The organism is Desulfosporomusa polytropa (assembly GCF_055380075.1).
The window spans coordinates 1506043-1521700 of record NZ_AP042400.1 but is presented as its reverse complement, the minus strand read 5'-3'; the positions used below and the strand labels follow the sequence as shown (position 1 = coordinate 1521700).

At 42.8% G+C, this 15658-nt stretch carries 15 protein-coding genes; 8 read left to right on the top strand and 7 right to left on the bottom strand.

Going from position 1 to position 15658, the window contains the following annotated elements; translation table 11 throughout:
• The first annotated feature begins 42 nt into the window (after positions 1-42).
• The 5 genes from ACZ449_RS08910 to ACZ449_RS08890 all read left to right on the top strand — a co-directional run bounded on the left by ACZ449_RS08910 (position 43) and on the right by ACZ449_RS08890 (position 6105).
• Complete coding sequence (locus ACZ449_RS08910) at positions 43-1344, top strand: FAD-dependent oxidoreductase (RefSeq protein WP_464260673.1); 1302 nt, start codon at positions 43-45, stop codon at positions 1342-1344.
• A 93-nt stretch (positions 1345-1437) separates the two neighbouring features.
• Entirely contained in the window at positions 1438-2544 is a 1107-nt protein-coding gene (locus ACZ449_RS08905) for a KamB family protein (protein ID WP_464261843.1), read from the top strand.
• 16 nt (positions 2545-2560) lie between these two features.
• Positions 2561-2809, top strand: coding sequence for a hypothetical protein (locus ACZ449_RS08900; protein WP_464260672.1), 249 nt, complete (start codon positions 2561-2563; stop codon positions 2807-2809).
• Positions 2806-4626, top strand: coding sequence for a cobalamin B12-binding domain-containing protein (locus ACZ449_RS08895; RefSeq protein ID WP_464260671.1), 1821 nt, complete (start codon positions 2806-2808; stop codon positions 4624-4626). The genes ACZ449_RS08900 and ACZ449_RS08895 overlap by 4 nt, the downstream gene beginning before the upstream one ends.
• 99 nt (positions 4627-4725) lie before the next feature.
• Positions 4726-6105 (top strand): hypothetical protein, encoded by a 1380-nt coding sequence (locus ACZ449_RS08890; RefSeq protein WP_464260670.1) that lies wholly within the window; start codon positions 4726-4728, stop codon positions 6103-6105.
• Between the two features lie 116 nt (positions 6106-6221).
• Here the strand turns inward: ACZ449_RS08890 and ACZ449_RS08885 are convergent, their stop codons facing one another.
• Positions 6222-6554, bottom strand: a complete 333-nt coding sequence (locus ACZ449_RS08885; protein WP_464260669.1) for a hypothetical protein — start codon at positions 6552-6554, stop codon at positions 6222-6224.
• Positions 6555-6778: 224 nt separating this feature from the next.
• Here ACZ449_RS08885 and ACZ449_RS08880 point away from each other — a divergent pair, with 224 nt between their 5' ends.
• Positions 6779-7708, top strand: a complete 930-nt coding sequence (locus tag ACZ449_RS08880) for a LysR family transcriptional regulator (protein ID WP_464260668.1) — start codon at positions 6779-6781, stop codon at positions 7706-7708.
• A gap of 113 nt (positions 7709-7821) precedes the next feature.
• Here the strand turns inward: ACZ449_RS08880 and ACZ449_RS08875 are convergent, their stop codons facing one another.
• The 6 genes from ACZ449_RS08875 to ACZ449_RS08850 all read right to left on the bottom strand — a co-directional run bounded on the left by ACZ449_RS08875 (position 7822) and on the right by ACZ449_RS08850 (position 12935).
• Positions 7822-8337, bottom strand: coding sequence for a hypothetical protein (locus tag ACZ449_RS08875; protein WP_464260667.1), 516 nt, complete (start codon positions 8335-8337; stop codon positions 7822-7824).
• Between the two features lie 339 nt (positions 8338-8676).
• Complete coding sequence (locus ACZ449_RS08870) at positions 8677-9984, bottom strand: MFS transporter (RefSeq protein ID WP_464260666.1); 1308 nt, start codon at positions 9982-9984, stop codon at positions 8677-8679.
• Positions 9985-10015: 31 nt separating this feature from the next.
• Entirely contained in the window at positions 10016-11317 is a 1302-nt protein-coding gene (locus ACZ449_RS08865; protein ID WP_464260665.1) for a dihydroorotase, read from the bottom strand.
• A 41-nt stretch (positions 11318-11358) separates the two neighbouring features.
• Entirely contained in the window at positions 11359-12084 is a 726-nt protein-coding gene (gene pyrF, locus ACZ449_RS08860; protein WP_464260664.1) for an orotidine-5'-phosphate decarboxylase, read from the bottom strand.
• A gap of 213 nt (positions 12085-12297) precedes the next feature.
• Positions 12298-12504, bottom strand: a complete 207-nt coding sequence (locus tag ACZ449_RS08855) for a CooT family nickel-binding protein (protein ID WP_464260663.1) — start codon at positions 12502-12504, stop codon at positions 12298-12300.
• A 5-nt stretch (positions 12505-12509) separates the two neighbouring features.
• Positions 12510-12935 (bottom strand): DUF3842 family protein, encoded by a 426-nt coding sequence (locus ACZ449_RS08850; protein ID WP_464260662.1) that lies wholly within the window; start codon positions 12933-12935, stop codon positions 12510-12512.
• Between the two features lie 511 nt (positions 12936-13446).
• Between ACZ449_RS08850 and ACZ449_RS08845 the strand changes: the two genes are divergently transcribed.
• Both ACZ449_RS08845 and ACZ449_RS08840 read left to right on the top strand, forming a co-directional pair.
• Entirely contained in the window at positions 13447-14055 is a 609-nt protein-coding gene (locus tag ACZ449_RS08845) for an FmdE family protein (protein ID WP_464260661.1), read from the top strand.
• A 2-nt stretch (positions 14056-14057) separates the two neighbouring features.
• On the top strand, positions 14058-15653 hold the full coding sequence (locus ACZ449_RS08840) for an ABC transporter substrate-binding protein (protein WP_464260660.1): 1596 nt from the start codon (positions 14058-14060) through the stop codon (positions 15651-15653).
• Positions 15654-15658: the final 5 nt, after the last annotated feature.

Here is a 15658-nt window from a genome sequence, read left to right as displayed (position 1 = left end):
CTTGATGCCTTCTTTCTGTAAAAAACTCACAAGGAGGATATCATGGCTAAAAAAGTAGTAATTGTCGGTGGCGGATGGGCAGGTACTGCTGCCGCGTTAGCAGCAAAAAAAGCTGGTTGTGAAGTAGAACTGTTTGAGCGGACAGACATGCTATTGGGTACTGGTTTGGTTGGCGGCATCATGCGTAATAACGGGCGATTCACGGTTACAGAAGAAATGATTGCCATGGGCGGCGGTGACCTGTTTGAAATTACCGATGCCAATTCTCGTCATAAGAATATTGAGTTTCCAGGACACAAGCATGCTAATTTATATGATGTGTCAACAATTGAACCTGCTGTTCGTAAAGCACTTTTAGATGCAAACATAAGAATCAATCTTAAATCCCGGGTTAAAGACATTGTTATGGAAAATGGAAAAATAGTCCGCGTAATCGCTGATGTATTCCATGAAGATCAAAGCATTGAAGCTGCCGGTGATGCATTTGTCGATGTTTCCGGTACAGCCGGACCTCAATCTAACTGCAGCAAGTATGGTAATGGTTGTGCAATGTGTATTTACCGCTGTCCTACCTTCGGACCGCGCTTCAGTATTGCCGCAAAAGCCGGTATAAAAGAGATGATTGGTGAAAAAGCGGACGGAACTTTGGGAGCAATGAGCGGTTCCTGTAAATTACACAAAGATTCTTTAGCACCCGACATTAGAAAAACCTTAGACCGCACTGGCGTCTGCGTAATACCCATCCCCTCTCATCTGCAAAAAAGTATTTCCTCTCTTGGACAAAAAGCTTGCCAACAATATGCACTTAAAGAATTTGCGGAAAATATCGTTCTATTAGACACTGGACATGCTAAATTAATGACTGCCTATTATCCGCTTGACGTACTCCGGCAAATTCCCGGTTGTGAAAATGCACGATTCGAAGATCCTTATGCAGGTGGTATAGGCAACTCTATGCGTTATTTTGGAATGTTACCCCGTGACAATGCTTTGAAAGTAGAGGCACTAGAAAATGTCTTCTGTGGCGGCGAAAAGGCTGGTTTGTTAGTAGGACATACCGAGGCAATTATAACGGGAACGTTAGCTGGCCACAATGCGGCCAGACACGCACTGGGTCTGGAGAGCATTGAGATCCCCAAAACCTTAGCCTGCGGCGAAGGTATCGCTCATGTAAAGGAACAGATGCATACAAAAGAAGGTTTAACGAAAAAGTATACCTTCTCAGGGTCGGTATTGTTTGAGCATATAAAAAGCAAAAATCTCTACATTACCGACATTGAGAAAATTAAAGAAAATGTCCAGCAGGCTGATATGACTGGCATCTTCGCTCAATCGTTAACGTAATACTCGTCAAATTAGTACTACCGCCTTTTGCTGTTTCTATTTAATCAAAATAGTATTTCCCTTGAGGCAGGGAGATGATGAGTTTTGCTTGAGGTGGTTATTGGTATTGCCGGCACGGCAAAAAATACGGGAAAAACGACGACAAGCGCAGCCATTCTTGATGAACTAAGGTATCGCGACATTCCTATTTTTTTAACCAGTATTGGTTATGATGGTGAAAACCTAGACAATATTACCGGACTACCCAAACCAAAATTAAAAGTAATGACAAAAGACATCATTGCTACTGCAGAAAAATGTGTAGCAACCAGCACCGCTCAATTAAAGATACTTGATATAACAAATATCCATACACCACTAGGAAAAGTAGTAATCACACAAGTACTTTCGCCAGGACTTATAGTTACAGCCGGTCCCAACAAAAGCACTGAAGTACGCTTACTCCGGGATTTGCTACACCAAATCGGCCCAGGAGTAACTATTTTTGATGGTGCACTCAACCGTATTGCACCAATGGCCGAGACAGATGGTATCATCCTGACTACAGGTGCAGCCCGTACAACTAATATTCCAGTTCTATCACTAGAAACGGAAATGTTGTGGCGATTGTCCAATCTACCGTATGCTGAGCAGATATCCAAACTAACTGAAAAAAAGGTAACTTGTGTCACTTTACTTAATTCAAATCTACAAGAAATAACCAGTAGTCAGCACCCTTCCCTCTTGACTGTGCAAGAAACAGCGCGATTGTTTCAAGGCTTTGACGATAGCGAGGGCCACCTGATTATTCCAGGAGTCACCACCGAAAAAGTACTGCAAACTCTTTATGAGTTTTTTATCAATAGTGAACAGCGACTGTTCTTAACTTTTGCCGATCCGATTAAGCTCCTTACTGCTGACAATCTGGTAACCTTTTACCAAAAACTAGACAAGCTCTATGAAGCTGGCGTTTTTGCTGTCGTACTGCGTCGAGTACCCTTGTTCGCCGTTACGGTAAATCCCTTTTACCCTGAATATCGTTTCGAATCAAAAACTTATGTCCCCAACCATATTGATTTTCACACTCTAGAAGTATCGGTAAGACGTAAAATTGCAATTCCTGTATACAATGTCGCACGGCATGGAGCCAAACACCTTGTAGATATCATCCTGACCCATGCCCACCGTTGGGAAGCTCCCGAAACGGTATATTTTGACTAACGAGGTGAAATGGCATATGACCAATCCGCAACATCAGATTATGGATGCACTCGATGTAGAAACCTTCTTTGTGTGTGATACTGAGCAACAGGGCCGCAATCTTATGCTAAGTATGTTAAAAAACTGGGGCTTTACTGATGTAGACATCGTATTTGCCCAACATATCGGTCCTGGAACGCGAATCCGGGGGCGTGCCTATGCGTACCGCCCATCAGATAAATATACCTGGCTGCTAAGAGAAGCTGCAAAGGGGGAACAGGCTTGAAAAAAGTAGTGATTTTAGCACCCCTTGATCCTGTACACGATATTGGGTTAAAAATGATTGGACGAGGTTTAAATCAAGCTGGTCATGAAATTTTTTTGCTACCACCGGATCTCACTCCAGATGAAATTGTTGAAATGATTTTCAGCAAAGGAAAAGTCGACATTCTCTTAGTAAGCCGTACCCTTGGCTATGGCGTAGGTGAAATTTTAGCACGTTTCATCGATTTGGCCGATGCCGCCGGTCTCCGTACCAACACCAAGATTGGTATCGGCGGTATGGCGATTCGTCCCGAACTAGCTGCAGAGCTGGGCTTCGATGCCGGATTTGGTCCAGGAACGACAGTCGAAGAAGTAGTTTGTTTCGTCGAGGGACGCGAATACCACCCTGACCCCTTCCGCAGCAAAAAAGGCAAGACAGATATGACGGCAAATTATGATTACCAGTACCGCCATAGTGCTATTGGAGAAAAACTTGGCCGTATTTCGGAAATGATTGTAGATTGGGTAAAAAACAAGACCTCGCCTGCCGTAAAACGAGCCAAGCTCAGAGATGAACTGTGGGATGTAGAACGCTGGCGTAAGCGCCAAGGTAATGGTGATTTATATAACCATTATCCCCAGTTATGCAGTGAAATCCCCCAAAAATACTATACTACCGGCGAGCTGCACCCCAAAACCCGCCGGTTTACTATTGAAGAAGTACGAGGTCTTGAAAAATATTTAGAAGAAACCAAAGCACGTATGTCAGTATTAAAGTTACAACATACGCGCAAAAAACCACTGGTCTTCAACCAATATGGCACAGGCTGTCCGTTTATGGATGTCGGTCATATTCTCGCCAGCGAAGCTTGGGGCGCAGATGGCGTAGTACATTTTGACCCTTCCTGGGGTGCACGTACCGAAGGCTTTTTGGATGGTTTCCTGACCCACCAAGAGGATGGAACGGTGATAACACCGGCTAATCTGAATCGCATTCATGGCTCGTTAGAAAAATCCACGTTGTGGCAAGTACGTGCCCATCGAGGACTCAATACACCGGAAACGGTAGTGCTATCCGGAAAAATCGGGGCTGATTTAACCAAAATTAATATTTGCTATGGAGCGTTAGGCGCGGGGACTGACCCGGAACGTATGACAGTCGACGGCTATCACTCCATCTTGTTTGCCAAGAAATACAACATGCCATTTGATGTAGTGACCAATGAAGAATTAGCGGGTGTACCTGCCTACAAGGCCTTCGCTGGTATGCTCATCGTAAGTGATTTGGCTGTTCGTTTAGGTGCACGTCCCATTTTGCAACCACTCTTTGCCTATTCACCCGAAGTAATGATTCATGAATATATGGAAGATAACTATATTGATTTCAATGCTGGTAAAATTTTTGCACTGCGCAATATCATCAATGCTCCTATTTGGCCAGGCGCCCCCATTGGCTTTCTAACCCATACGGAAGATCGTGTCCAATCCGCTACAACTACTGCCCTACATGCTTGTCTGGCTATGACACTCGAAGTAGACGCTATTTCTATTGCTTCCACAGACGAAGCCTACTCGGGTGGCCCTATTTCGGTTCCAGCCAAAATCGACACCCTCCGAGCTGTACAAGACAGTTTTCGTTTCTTTGGCAAAGCGGGTATCCAACCTACTCATCAGGCAGATAAATATGCAGAACAGATCACCATAGGCATTGAAAAAGTTCTCGACGACGTCTTAGCTACTGGTGATTTTGTCACCGCTATTCACAAAGGTGTGCTAGGCAGTCGCGAGGAAGGTGCCTATCCTGGCCGGACTGGCAAGGATACGGTTACGACTATATAATCGTCCATAATTACCTGCTTACTACTAGCAAAATATCAAATAAAAATATGTCTTGTCCCATTTCACATAAAAATAACATGAATAGAAGGGGGATTAACATTGGTAGCATTGACTTCAGCTCATTGGTTGTTTTTATTTTGGGTATTTGTTGTAATTGTTGTTATGGCACTACGTAAAGATCCTCTTATTCCCTGCATTCTCGGGCTGTTAACGGTGGGATGGGTAGTCAAGCAATCTGTGGTGGGTGCTGTTTCTACGATTTTCAACGCCCTTATTGTCGCTGGCAATGAGTTTTGGGGTATTATCGTAGTAATTTCACTGATTGTTGCTTTATCAAAACTGCTAAGCGACACCGGGGCTGATTATCTTGTTATGAGTCCTGCTGCAAAATTAATGGTCAACCCTGATATTGCATTCTGGGTCTTGGGCTTATCTATGTTGCTTGCCTCCTGGTTTTTTTGGCCGTCACCGGCAGTTGCATTAATTGGCGCGACTATGGTACCTGTTGCGGTTAGAGCAGGACTCCCAGTAATGGGCGCAGCTATAGCCATGAATTTATTCGGTCATGGAATTGCTTTATCAACCGATTATGTAATTCAAGGCGCGCCTACAATTACTGCCAAAGCAGCCGGATTCACCGACCCCGGGCCAATCATATCGGCTAGTATACCTTTGGCTATTACGATGGGTTTGGTGACAACGGTTACAGCCTATTTTCTGATAAAAAAAGATATGAGAAAGAATCCCGAGGCTTTAAAAAATGAACAAACTGCGTTTCTTGCCAAGGAAGTACGAAAAGATGTCACCACGATTTCCTACATTCTTGCGTGGGCTACGCCATTGGCTTTTCTTGCTGATGTAGCTGCAATGTGGATTCTAAAATTGAAAGGTGGCGACGCCACGGCCCTCCTAGGGGCTACAGCATTGATAATCTTAGCCGTTGGTACTATGTTAAAAGATGGCTGGGAAGGATTAGAGAAAATTACTGACTACATTAGGGATGGGTTTATGTTTGGTATTAAGGTTTTCGCGCCAGTACTCATCATTGGAGGCTTCTTTTTTCTCGGAAAGGGTGATTTAGCTAAATCTATATTAGGTGTAAACACAGCCACAGGATTTCTAGAGGACTTTGGTATTGTTCTGTCGCAAGTAATTCCCTTGAATAAATTCTTTGTAGCGATTGTCAGTTTAGCTACAGGTATTATCGTCGGACTAGACGGATCAGGGTTTTCTCCGCTGCCTCTCGTTGGGAGTGTTGCAGCTACCTTCGGTTCAGCAATGGATGTAGACAAAGCTACGTTGGCGGCATTGGGACAAATTGCCGGGGTATGGACAGGCGGGGGGACAATTATCCCCTGGGGACTTATTCCGGTGGCTGCTATAACAGGTGTGAACCCCATTGAATTAGCTAGGAGGAATTTTGTACCAGTTGTTTTAGGATTCATTGCGACAACTATTGTGGCTATTTTTTTACTGTAGCACCCCATAGCGATAGTACATGCTGATCCTAGTAACATAACAAGAGTAACTCCAAGGTTTTAATAAAACTCTGGAGTTACTCTTGTTACTATCTGCATGTATAAAACATTATGTATTTATATGCATTGGGCGGCATTTACCATCACTATAACCTCATTAAGCTTACTGGGAAATAACGGCACCCTTGTTGCTTGGCCGCAATGGTTTAGTATCATTGACAGATCCTTACCTCCACGCAAAAACCGATTAGCTATAAGAATAACGCTACCTTTCTCAGCAGTGAGGCACTGGGCAGCCTCATAATTAACCAGATGTTTAGAACGTTTAACCTTAAATCCGTTTTTCTCAAGGATACTCTGACATTCATCCAATTCTATATTAATGGAGTCGCGGATGTCGATGTTTTTTTCTGCATAAAGGAAATCTAATATATTTTTCATAATAGACATAAAAATCACTCCTATTTTACGTAGCCACAGACCAAACCTAGGTCTTTCATCAGCTCTTTCTGATATCATTATAGCCTTAGGCAAACTATTAGTAAAATAGATACTAATGATAAGTACTATACACAAAATAGATAGTAAAATATACTTGTTTAATTTTTGTAAGACAAACGATATGGCATACCATACTCACTTGTATCGAAGTTATTTATATAGGGAGATTTATCATGGAAATAATCCATCTTCAATATTTTATAGCAGTCGCTCGCTATAAAAGCTTCAGCAAAGCAGCCGCTGCATCTCACGTCTCCCAGTCAGTCATAAGTAAATTGGTAAAAAATCTAGAACAGGAACTAGGCATCACGTTGCTAAATCGCAATTCTAAGAAAGTAGCATTAACCGACGCGGGTGCAATCTTCCTTGCTGATGCTGAAAATGTCGTTACTCTTTTCAGAAATCTTATCAGCGACTTTGAAAAAAAATGTAAACTTCCTAAAGGAAAAGTCAGCATTGGTTTGCCACTAATGACTGAAGCAGTATCATTTGCTCAACTATTGGGGGAATTTCGAAAAAACTACCCGGAAATTGAAACAGACTTATATGAATACGGATCAAAAAAAATTGAGCTTGCTATCCATGATGAGCTTCTCGATGTCGGTATTATATGCTGCCTGCCAAGCAATCCAGAAAAATATGCTTCATTCTCATTCTCACACGCCCCACTTAACGTAGTGGTCCACCCCCAGCATATCTTAGCAAAATTAAAAGAGGTTAGTCTTTCAGATTTAGCACAAGAGTCGTTTATTCTCTCGAATAGTGATTTTACCTTACATGATGAGATCATCAAAAAGTGCAACCAAGCTGGATTTCATCCGAAAGTTGTCTTAGAGACATCACAGCGGGAGCTTATGGTGCAAACAGTTGCTGTCAACCTTGGCATAGCCCTTATGCCCAAAAATATTTGCGAAAAACTTAACAACGAGCTTGTCCAGACAATTCCTCTAGTAAACCCTGTAATTGTTCATAGCATGTCAGTCATTTGGAAGAAAAGTCATCCTCTATCCTATCCAGCTAAACTATTTCTAGAGTTCACCCAAACATATTTGCATAACGACAACCTTGAGACAATGAAGATAGATCACATAAAGTGCAACTAAAATCAATTGTCTTGATATTCTGTTGTGAACATCCGGAACTTGTTGACAACTACAAAAGCAGTTATTTACAGAGAAACGCTAACAATTATTTCCTGGAAATAATTGTAATCAGCTTAGCGAAAATCACGTGGCAGCTTAATTGAACCATGCGGCAATTTTATTTGCCCTACTTCATTGGCCGGACAACGTATCGGTTTACCCTCTTTATACCTACCATTTCCAATCATAAATTTTTGTTTAAAATGGTCGCAATAGTTTGCGGCTTTAAAGCGGCAAACCGGACAATCCGCAGTAGGAGCAACACTTCCTTTCTGCGCTTTACTTATGAACTGTTGAGCGTTTACGAGTTCATTTAAATAATCGTTAATAAGTCTCGTTATCCATTCGGTCCGCAAGTCATTCAATTTTTGCAGGGTCTTGATTGCTTTGTTAAGTTCAATCTCATATGGCAAAGCATCAGGTATTTGATCAAGCAGGTTCAGATCATCTGTAAGCGTTTTAAGTTTTGCTTTTGCTTGCAAGGGATTTGAACCAAGATAAGTAGATGTATTTTTAGGCAGCTTGGTTTCTGGATTGTAGACACTATCTTTCAGATAAAACGTCCCGTTTTTGCGTATTTCAATGTTCATTTTTTAGTCGCCTTTCAAAGCCAAGAGTTATATACTCACAATTAATTCGTGAGTATATAATCTAAGAACAATCAATATACTCACAAATATGACATGAGTATATTGTAGCATATAACAAATAAACTCACAAGTTCGTTATGAGTTTATTTGTTATAGAAAAAACCGCAGTACACGCTATCATAGAAAGCGTTATCCCTCGAACGAGTTTATATAACCAGGCCGCAGTAGTTGTCCCCAGATCAATGTTCAACTTAAGTTATAAGATAATTCTACAAGCGAAAAAAGTAAGAGGCCCTACCTTGCCTCGGCAAGGTAGGGCCTCTTACTTTAAACATTATTCTAATCCAAGGTAACATCCTTTGTTTCTGGTACCAGGAAAAACACATTTATTGCAGCTATCAGATACATAAAGGCAAGTATTACCAGGGCACCGTTGAGGGTGTACTTGGCTGCCAGCATCCCGATAATAACTGGAGCAAAACCACCGACAGCCCGACCTGAATTGAAGATAAAGTTTTGCGCTGTAGAGCGGGCATCTGTAGTATAATGCTCTGATAACAGCGCGCCGTAACCGGCCATCATTCCATTGCAGAAGAAGCCGAGAATAGCGCCGCCGATGAGTAAGAAAATCGGATCATTTAAAATCGAATATATCCAAACAGCAGCTGCTGAGCAAATATAAAAGGTAATATAGGCTGGTCTTCTCCCCACCCGGTCAGCGAATTGTCCGAAAAGATAAATACCAATAACCATTCCAATTACCGTAACAACCATCCAGGTTGTCGTCTTATTAAGCGAAAGATTATGTTTTTGCATCAAGATAGTTGGCAGCCAAATCATAATACCATAATAACCGAAATTTTGCACACTGGTCATTACTGTGAGCGCAAAAGTGGTTATGGATTTTCTTTTGCCGGCAAAAAGATGAGCAAGCGGGAACTTATTAGCATTATTCCAAAATTCTTTTTCAGTATCAGAAAGTTCTTCCCCGTTAGATAACTTTTTAGCGACCGTTTCTTTCAGTATCTTACGATTGACCCAAATATCAGGCTCTGGAAGGCCACGTCGTGCCCAAGCAGCAAATAAGGCTGGCAATACTCCAATGGCAAAAAGACCTCTCCAGCCAAAATGCGGTACTACCATAGCCGCGAGAACAGCAGCCAATACGGCGCCTAATTGCCAGCCAATAGCTACACCAGCAGTCGCCCGTGCCCGTTTCGCAGCAGGCCAGGTTTCTGCAACAAGAGTCATACCGATACCGAATTCTCCTCCAAGACCTAACCCGGATAGAAAACGGTAAATATTCAGTTCGGTAAGGGAACTGGCTACTGCGCACAGTCCCGTAAAAATTGAAAAAAGAATAATAGTTAGTGCGAATACTTTTACCCGGCCTACGTAATCGGCCATAATGCCAAAAATATAACCGCCTAGGACTGCCCCTATCAAAGTATATGTGGCGATTAAACCGGCATCCACAAAAGACAATCCGAATTCCTTTATAATGGCAGTCATAACGAAGGACAGGATCAGCATATCCAATCCATCCATGGCATATCCCGCTATCGAGGCATACATAACCTTCCAGCGGCGTTTCCAGGTAGCTTCATCCTCACCTGAAAACAGATTTTGTTTGTTTTGCAATTCCACTTGTTCTCCTCCTCGTTTCATAATGATAATCTTATTTAACAAAATGGTAATCCTCAGCAGGTTGCCTGCCATCAAAGATTACATTTCCGTTAACTAAAGTAAGCCATACACAGCCTTTTACGCTGGTTCCGTGGTAAGGTGTATTCCGGCTCTTTGAAAAAAAGTTGTTTTTATCGATTGTCCATTCCCGAAGCGGATCAATAACACAGACATCTGCAACTGACCCCGTGGCCAACGTTCCCCCGGGAAGTCCAAAAACTTGCGCCGGATTACTACTCATGCGCTTAATCAGCCAAGCTGGTGCTATTCCTTGCTCATGCACAAGTTTAGTGAGCAAAGTTGGCAGTGCTGTTTCAAAGCCAATGATACCATTGGCTGCCAAGTCAAAAGTCACATTCTTGTCGTCTATAGCATGTGGTGCGTGATCGGTAGCAATCATATCCACCGTCCCATCATCCAAGCCGCGGATTAATTCAGCAATATCTTCGTGAGTGCGTACTGGCGGAGCCATTTTGGCATTGGTTCCTTGACGAGCAACATCAGCCAAAGAAAGAGTTAAGTGATGCGGACATACTTCTGCCGTCACGGCAAGTCCTTCTTTTTTTGCCCGACGAATTAACTCAATACTGTTTGCTGTACTCAAATGCTGAAAGTGTACTTGTCCGCCGGTAACACGCAAAATCTCGAGATCGCGCGCAATGGCGGCAATCTCATTAACCGGCTCATAGGCAGTAGGCCAATAAGACTTTAATGTTGCATCTTCTTCATGCAGTGAAATTATTACATTTAATTTCTTTGCTAGTTTTAAAGCTTGGTATAATACCGAAGCGCGATCAATATACAGACCATCGTCGGAGAATATCCGAACTCCTGCTGCTGTCAAAGTGGCCATATCACAAAGATCACGACCTTTTAAATCTTTGGTGACACTGGCTGCCTGCAGAACATGCACGACTGCTTTCTCTGCAATTAGTTGCTGAATTTTGTTATAAACACTTAGCTTATCTGGTACCGGATTGAGATTAGCCATGGCTACAATTGTTGTAAAGCCACCGTGAGCTGCAGCTTTTGTACCTGTTTCAATTGTTTCTTTATGTTCAAAACCCGGTTCACGTAAGTGGCAATGAACATCAATCAAGCCTGGCACCACCCATTTACCACTGCAATCAAATACACTAGCTCCTTCACAAGATAAATCAGGGGCCAGAGCAGCTATCTTACCTGAGGTAATTAAAACATCTACAGGACCATCGATGTCGTGAGCAGGATCAATGACCCGGCCATTTTTCAGGAGTATCGACTGCGTCGATGTTGCGATTTTTTCCCCTTCCATATGACACCACCTTATAACCGTGATTTTTACTAACTAGTGTCCTACTGCTCTTTAAAATTCATATCATTTATGATACCTGCGGCAACTTCACGGGGATTATCTGCTGCTAAGATTGGCCGGCCCACAACCAAATAGTTAGCACCCACCTTCAGCGCCTGAGCTGGCGTGGCAGTTCTCATTTGATCACCATGTTCCTCAGGGAGAAGACGTATGCCTGGTGTAACAATCAAGAAGTCCGGTCCGCATAATGCCCGAATAGCGCCAGCCTCGCGGGGAGAGGCAACAACACCGTCCAAGCCTTCTTCCTTACACATAACTGACATCCGCAGTACTGACTCACGTATAGGACTTTGGTAGCCGATCTCAACCCAATCACGTTCACCAATACTTGTCAAAACAGTGATGGCCAAAAGTTTAGGACGCGGTTGATTCGTTTTGCCAGCCCATTCATCGGCTGCTTCAATAGCTGCCTTAATCATCTTAGAACCGCCAGCTGCATGTAACGTGAGAAACGCTGGCGAAAACTGACAAAGTGTCGTTACCGTCCTGGCCACAGTAGTGGGTATGTCGTGCAGCTTAAGATCGAGAAATGTTTTCTTGCCCCGCCCGGCGATTTGTGCCAATACAGCATGGCCCATTCCATAGAATGCTTCCATCCCAACCTTGTAATATTGCACAAGCTCGCCCAAGGAATCGACCATACTAATGGCTTGTTCTGTTGTCGGAACATCAAGTGCCACAATCAGTCGATCTGTATTATTTTCCATAATATCCTTTCACTCCTTATGTATTTGAGTTTGTATTATTTTCACTCCATCCTTGGTAGTCAGCTATCTTGCCAAATCAAAAAAGACACTATATGGCCTAATTAACTAATAAAGCAAGGTAACAACATAATACCAGAGAAGCCTAGTATTGTACAGGTTGTACAATACTAGGCTTCAGTCTAATACCAAAATTTTTAAGAAGCGATTACGACTTCAATCTACTTTTTCTTCCTCAATCATCTCCAGAATAATACGATGATCAACCAAGTTCAGTTCTTTAATTCTAGCAGCAATAGTTTTTCTCTGTCCCCAAATACTTTCCAAATAGATTTCACCACTCTGAGGCACTACTCTGTCAACACGTTCCATCAACAGTTCTTCTTGGTCGTTCCTGAAAAGATACGCATTAGCCTCGCACATATGACTTATTCCCTCCCTCTGCATTGTATGTATTGTTTCATTTGTATAACCAACTCCTCCACCATGTGAGGTAATGGCTCTGTACGCATACCAACTAGATCGATATTATTTCGATGTATTGGCAGCAGAATTTTTCTTGCCTTGCTGGCAACCACTCGTTTAGCCATTTTGGCTGTTAGTTCACCCTTCATTGCATTAGGTAAAATTATACTGAGTGGGCCAAGTATTAAATCCACCTCATCAATGTTACAAATAACTGCATTCTCGCCAGTTGCACCTTCATTTGCCCCAGCCCGTAACATAACAGAAGTAGCCAAAGAATTTGTCCCAATAGCCAAAATTTCAACGCTATTACGAAATTCGTTTCGAATTCTATCAATTATGACCCTGCCAATTCCGCCTCCCTGACCATCTATAACAGCAATGTACACAAAATCCCTCCAAGTATTACAAAATCATATGTTATACGATCACCCGCTATCGCGCTGCACCTATTTTATATCAGCATTATTGTACATTACTATCTTATCCCTTTCCACAGTAGCCAAAAACGTGAGCAGAAGCACATAAAAATGAAAAAAACCATAAAAATATCGCTTCACACGAAACCTTCATGGTTATATCTTCAATATAAGAGTTATTCCAAGTCGTTCAAAAAAACCAACCGTACTTCATACGGCATTTGGCAGCTTCAGCTACCTTCATTACTCTGATTGTACCAAAATTCACTTTTAAATGTCAATACATTGTATGAATTATCTACAATAACATCTTTACTCAGAAATATTCATTGACAAGTTTGCTACAATTACGAGATAATATGTTTATAAAATTACACATATTTTGAAATTAAGGTATGAAGCCTTGTTGGAGACGCAGTCCCCTTCAATTTTTCATACCTTTTTTTAATTTGTAAAACAAAAAGTTATTGGAGGTATTATCATGAACAATTGTTCTGCTGACTATCAAAAGGCTATTGATTTTCACGGACACTGCTGTCCGGGGCTGACTATTGGCTACCTTGCTGCCAAAGCTGCCTTGGCCCACCTCAAAGTAGAACGCGCCGCCGATGAAGAACTTGTCACTATTGTTGAGTCTGACGGCTGCGGCATTGATGCTGTGCAAGTGCTATTAGGGTGCACCATTGGTAAAGGCAATCTGATCTACAAAGACTATGGCAAACAAGCCTATACCATTGGCAACCGTAGCACAGGCCAAGCCGTGCGAATTGTTATGACTGGTGATATAGTGCCGCTGACACCAGAACAGGAAACCATCAAGACGGCCGTATTTAGCGGACAAGCCACGGCGGAACAAGAAGAAGCCTGGCATAAGCTTCAGTCTGAACGCACTGCCCGTCTGCTAGCTACTCCGTTTGAAGAAATATTCAAAATTCAGGATGTTGAACTTAAACTTCCCTCAGAAGCCAAAATCTTTAACTCGGTCGTCTGTGAGTACTGCGGCGAAAAAGTCATGGAAGCCCGTGCCCGTTTGAAAAACGGCAAAATTGCCTGCCTGGCCTGTACCGAAGAATATAGCCGGGGATGGTAAACTTGGCCAGACATAAACATATTCTGACGACTATGCTGGCTGTGTTCCTTACTCTGCTGGTGCTCGGCTGCGGTGGATCGCCAGCAGGGCCGAACTCCCTAGCCCCAGATCAAGTCTATACCATTGCTGATGCCACCGGCGATTACGGCTTTCCCTCACCTTTTGCTCATTATTCCCGCGGCCCCGGCTATATCCGCATGAGTATGATTTTTGATACTTTAGTATGGAAAGACGCTGACGGCTATGTTCCGGCATTGGCAGCTAAGTGGGAATATCTCGCAAACGAAAACGCTTACCTTTTCCATCTGAACAATACAGCTACTTGGCATGATGGCAAAAAAGTGACTGTAGATGATGTCTTATTTACGTTTGATTATCTAAAAAAATATCCCTATCAAACAACCAATATTAGTATGATTAACACCGTTGAAGCCATCGACAGCGCTACTGTGAAAATTACATTATCCCGCCCGCACGCGCCATTTTTAGAGCAAGTTGCTGGCACCATCCCGATTCTGCCCAAACATATCTGGCAAAATATTACCAATCCTACTCAATTCCAACAACCGGAGGCACTCATTGGCTCCGGTCCGTTTAAACTTGTTGACTATAACAAAGAACAGGGTTCATACTTATATGAGGCCTATGAAGGCTATTATCAGGGAAACCCCAAATTTAAGCAACTCAAATTTATAAAAATGAGTGTTGAAATGTCAACAGCTGCTTTGAAGCAGCACCAGATTGACATCGCCCAGATTCCGCCGGAGTTAGTCAAGCCTCTCGAACAGACAGGTCTTACAATTTTAGCCATGCCACACGACTGGATTGCCAAACTAGTTATCAACCACCAAAAAGAACCGTTTAATAACACCGAATTTCGGCAGGCGTTAGCGTACGCGATTGACCGCCAAGCACTAATTGACACCACACTGCGAGGTCAGGCACTTCCTGGTAACCCTGGCCTTATACCACCTGACAGCCGGTGGTATAACCCTACAGTAGCGGCAGCTTACTGCTATAGTCCTGACAATGCCGCCAAACTGCTTACTCAACTTGGCTATAACAAAACTGGCAGCTACTGGGAACAAAATGGACAACCACTGGAAGTGGAACTCCTTGTTAGTGCAAGCGCCGGTTCTCCCGGTTCCCCTGGTGAACGTCAAGGTGAATTTATTAAAACTCAACTGGAACAGTTTGGTATCAGGGTAAAACTGAAAGCCTTGGAAGGTAAAACACTGGACAGCCTCATTAATGATGGAAAGTTTGAATTGGCCTTAAATGGAAACGGTGGTTTGGGAGCTGACCCGGATTACTTAACAAACATGATTGCAGGCAAAAGTTTTAATAGCGCTCGTTACCACAAAAATGACACTCTCAACACCTTACTTGCCCAGCAAACTACACTGATGGATACCCCGGCCCGCAAACAAATTTTTGCCGAAATCCAGACTGCCTTGGCCGCCGATGTACCCACATTGGCCTTATATTACCCTAATTGGTACTATGCTTACAATAATCGCGCCAACCTGTACTTTACTACGCAAGGCGTCGGTTCCGGCGTTCCTATACCACTTAATAAAATGTCATTTGTCAAATAGAGGTT

Bases quoted from the DNA above. Each gene is read 5' to 3' on its own strand.
- ACZ449_RS08910 (WP_464260673.1), top strand. From the start codon at position 43: ATGGCTAAAAAAGTAGTAATTGTCGGTGGCGGATGGGCAGGTACTGCT.
- ACZ449_RS08865 (WP_464260665.1), bottom strand. From the start codon at position 11,317: ATGGAAGGGGAAAAAATCGCAACATCGACGCAGTCGATACTCCTGAAA.
- ACZ449_RS08885 (WP_464260669.1), bottom strand. From the start codon at position 6,554: ATGTCTATTATGAAAAATATATTAGATTTCCTTTATGCAGAAAAAAAC.
- pyrF (WP_464260664.1), bottom strand. From the start codon at position 12,084: ATGGAAAATAATACAGATCGACTGATTGTGGCACTTGATGTTCCGACA.
- ACZ449_RS08845 (WP_464260661.1), top strand. From the start codon at position 13,447: ATGAACAATTGTTCTGCTGACTATCAAAAGGCTATTGATTTTCACGGA.
- ACZ449_RS08900 (WP_464260672.1), top strand. From the start codon at position 2,561: ATGACCAATCCGCAACATCAGATTATGGATGCACTCGATGTAGAAACC.
- ACZ449_RS08875 (WP_464260667.1), bottom strand. From the start codon at position 8,337: ATGAACATTGAAATACGCAAAAACGGGACGTTTTATCTGAAAGATAGT.
- ACZ449_RS08855 (WP_464260663.1), bottom strand. From the start codon at position 12,504: ATGTGCGAGGCTAATGCGTATCTTTTCAGGAACGACCAAGAAGAACTG.
- ACZ449_RS08880 (WP_464260668.1), top strand. From the start codon at position 6,779: ATGGAAATAATCCATCTTCAATATTTTATAGCAGTCGCTCGCTATAAA.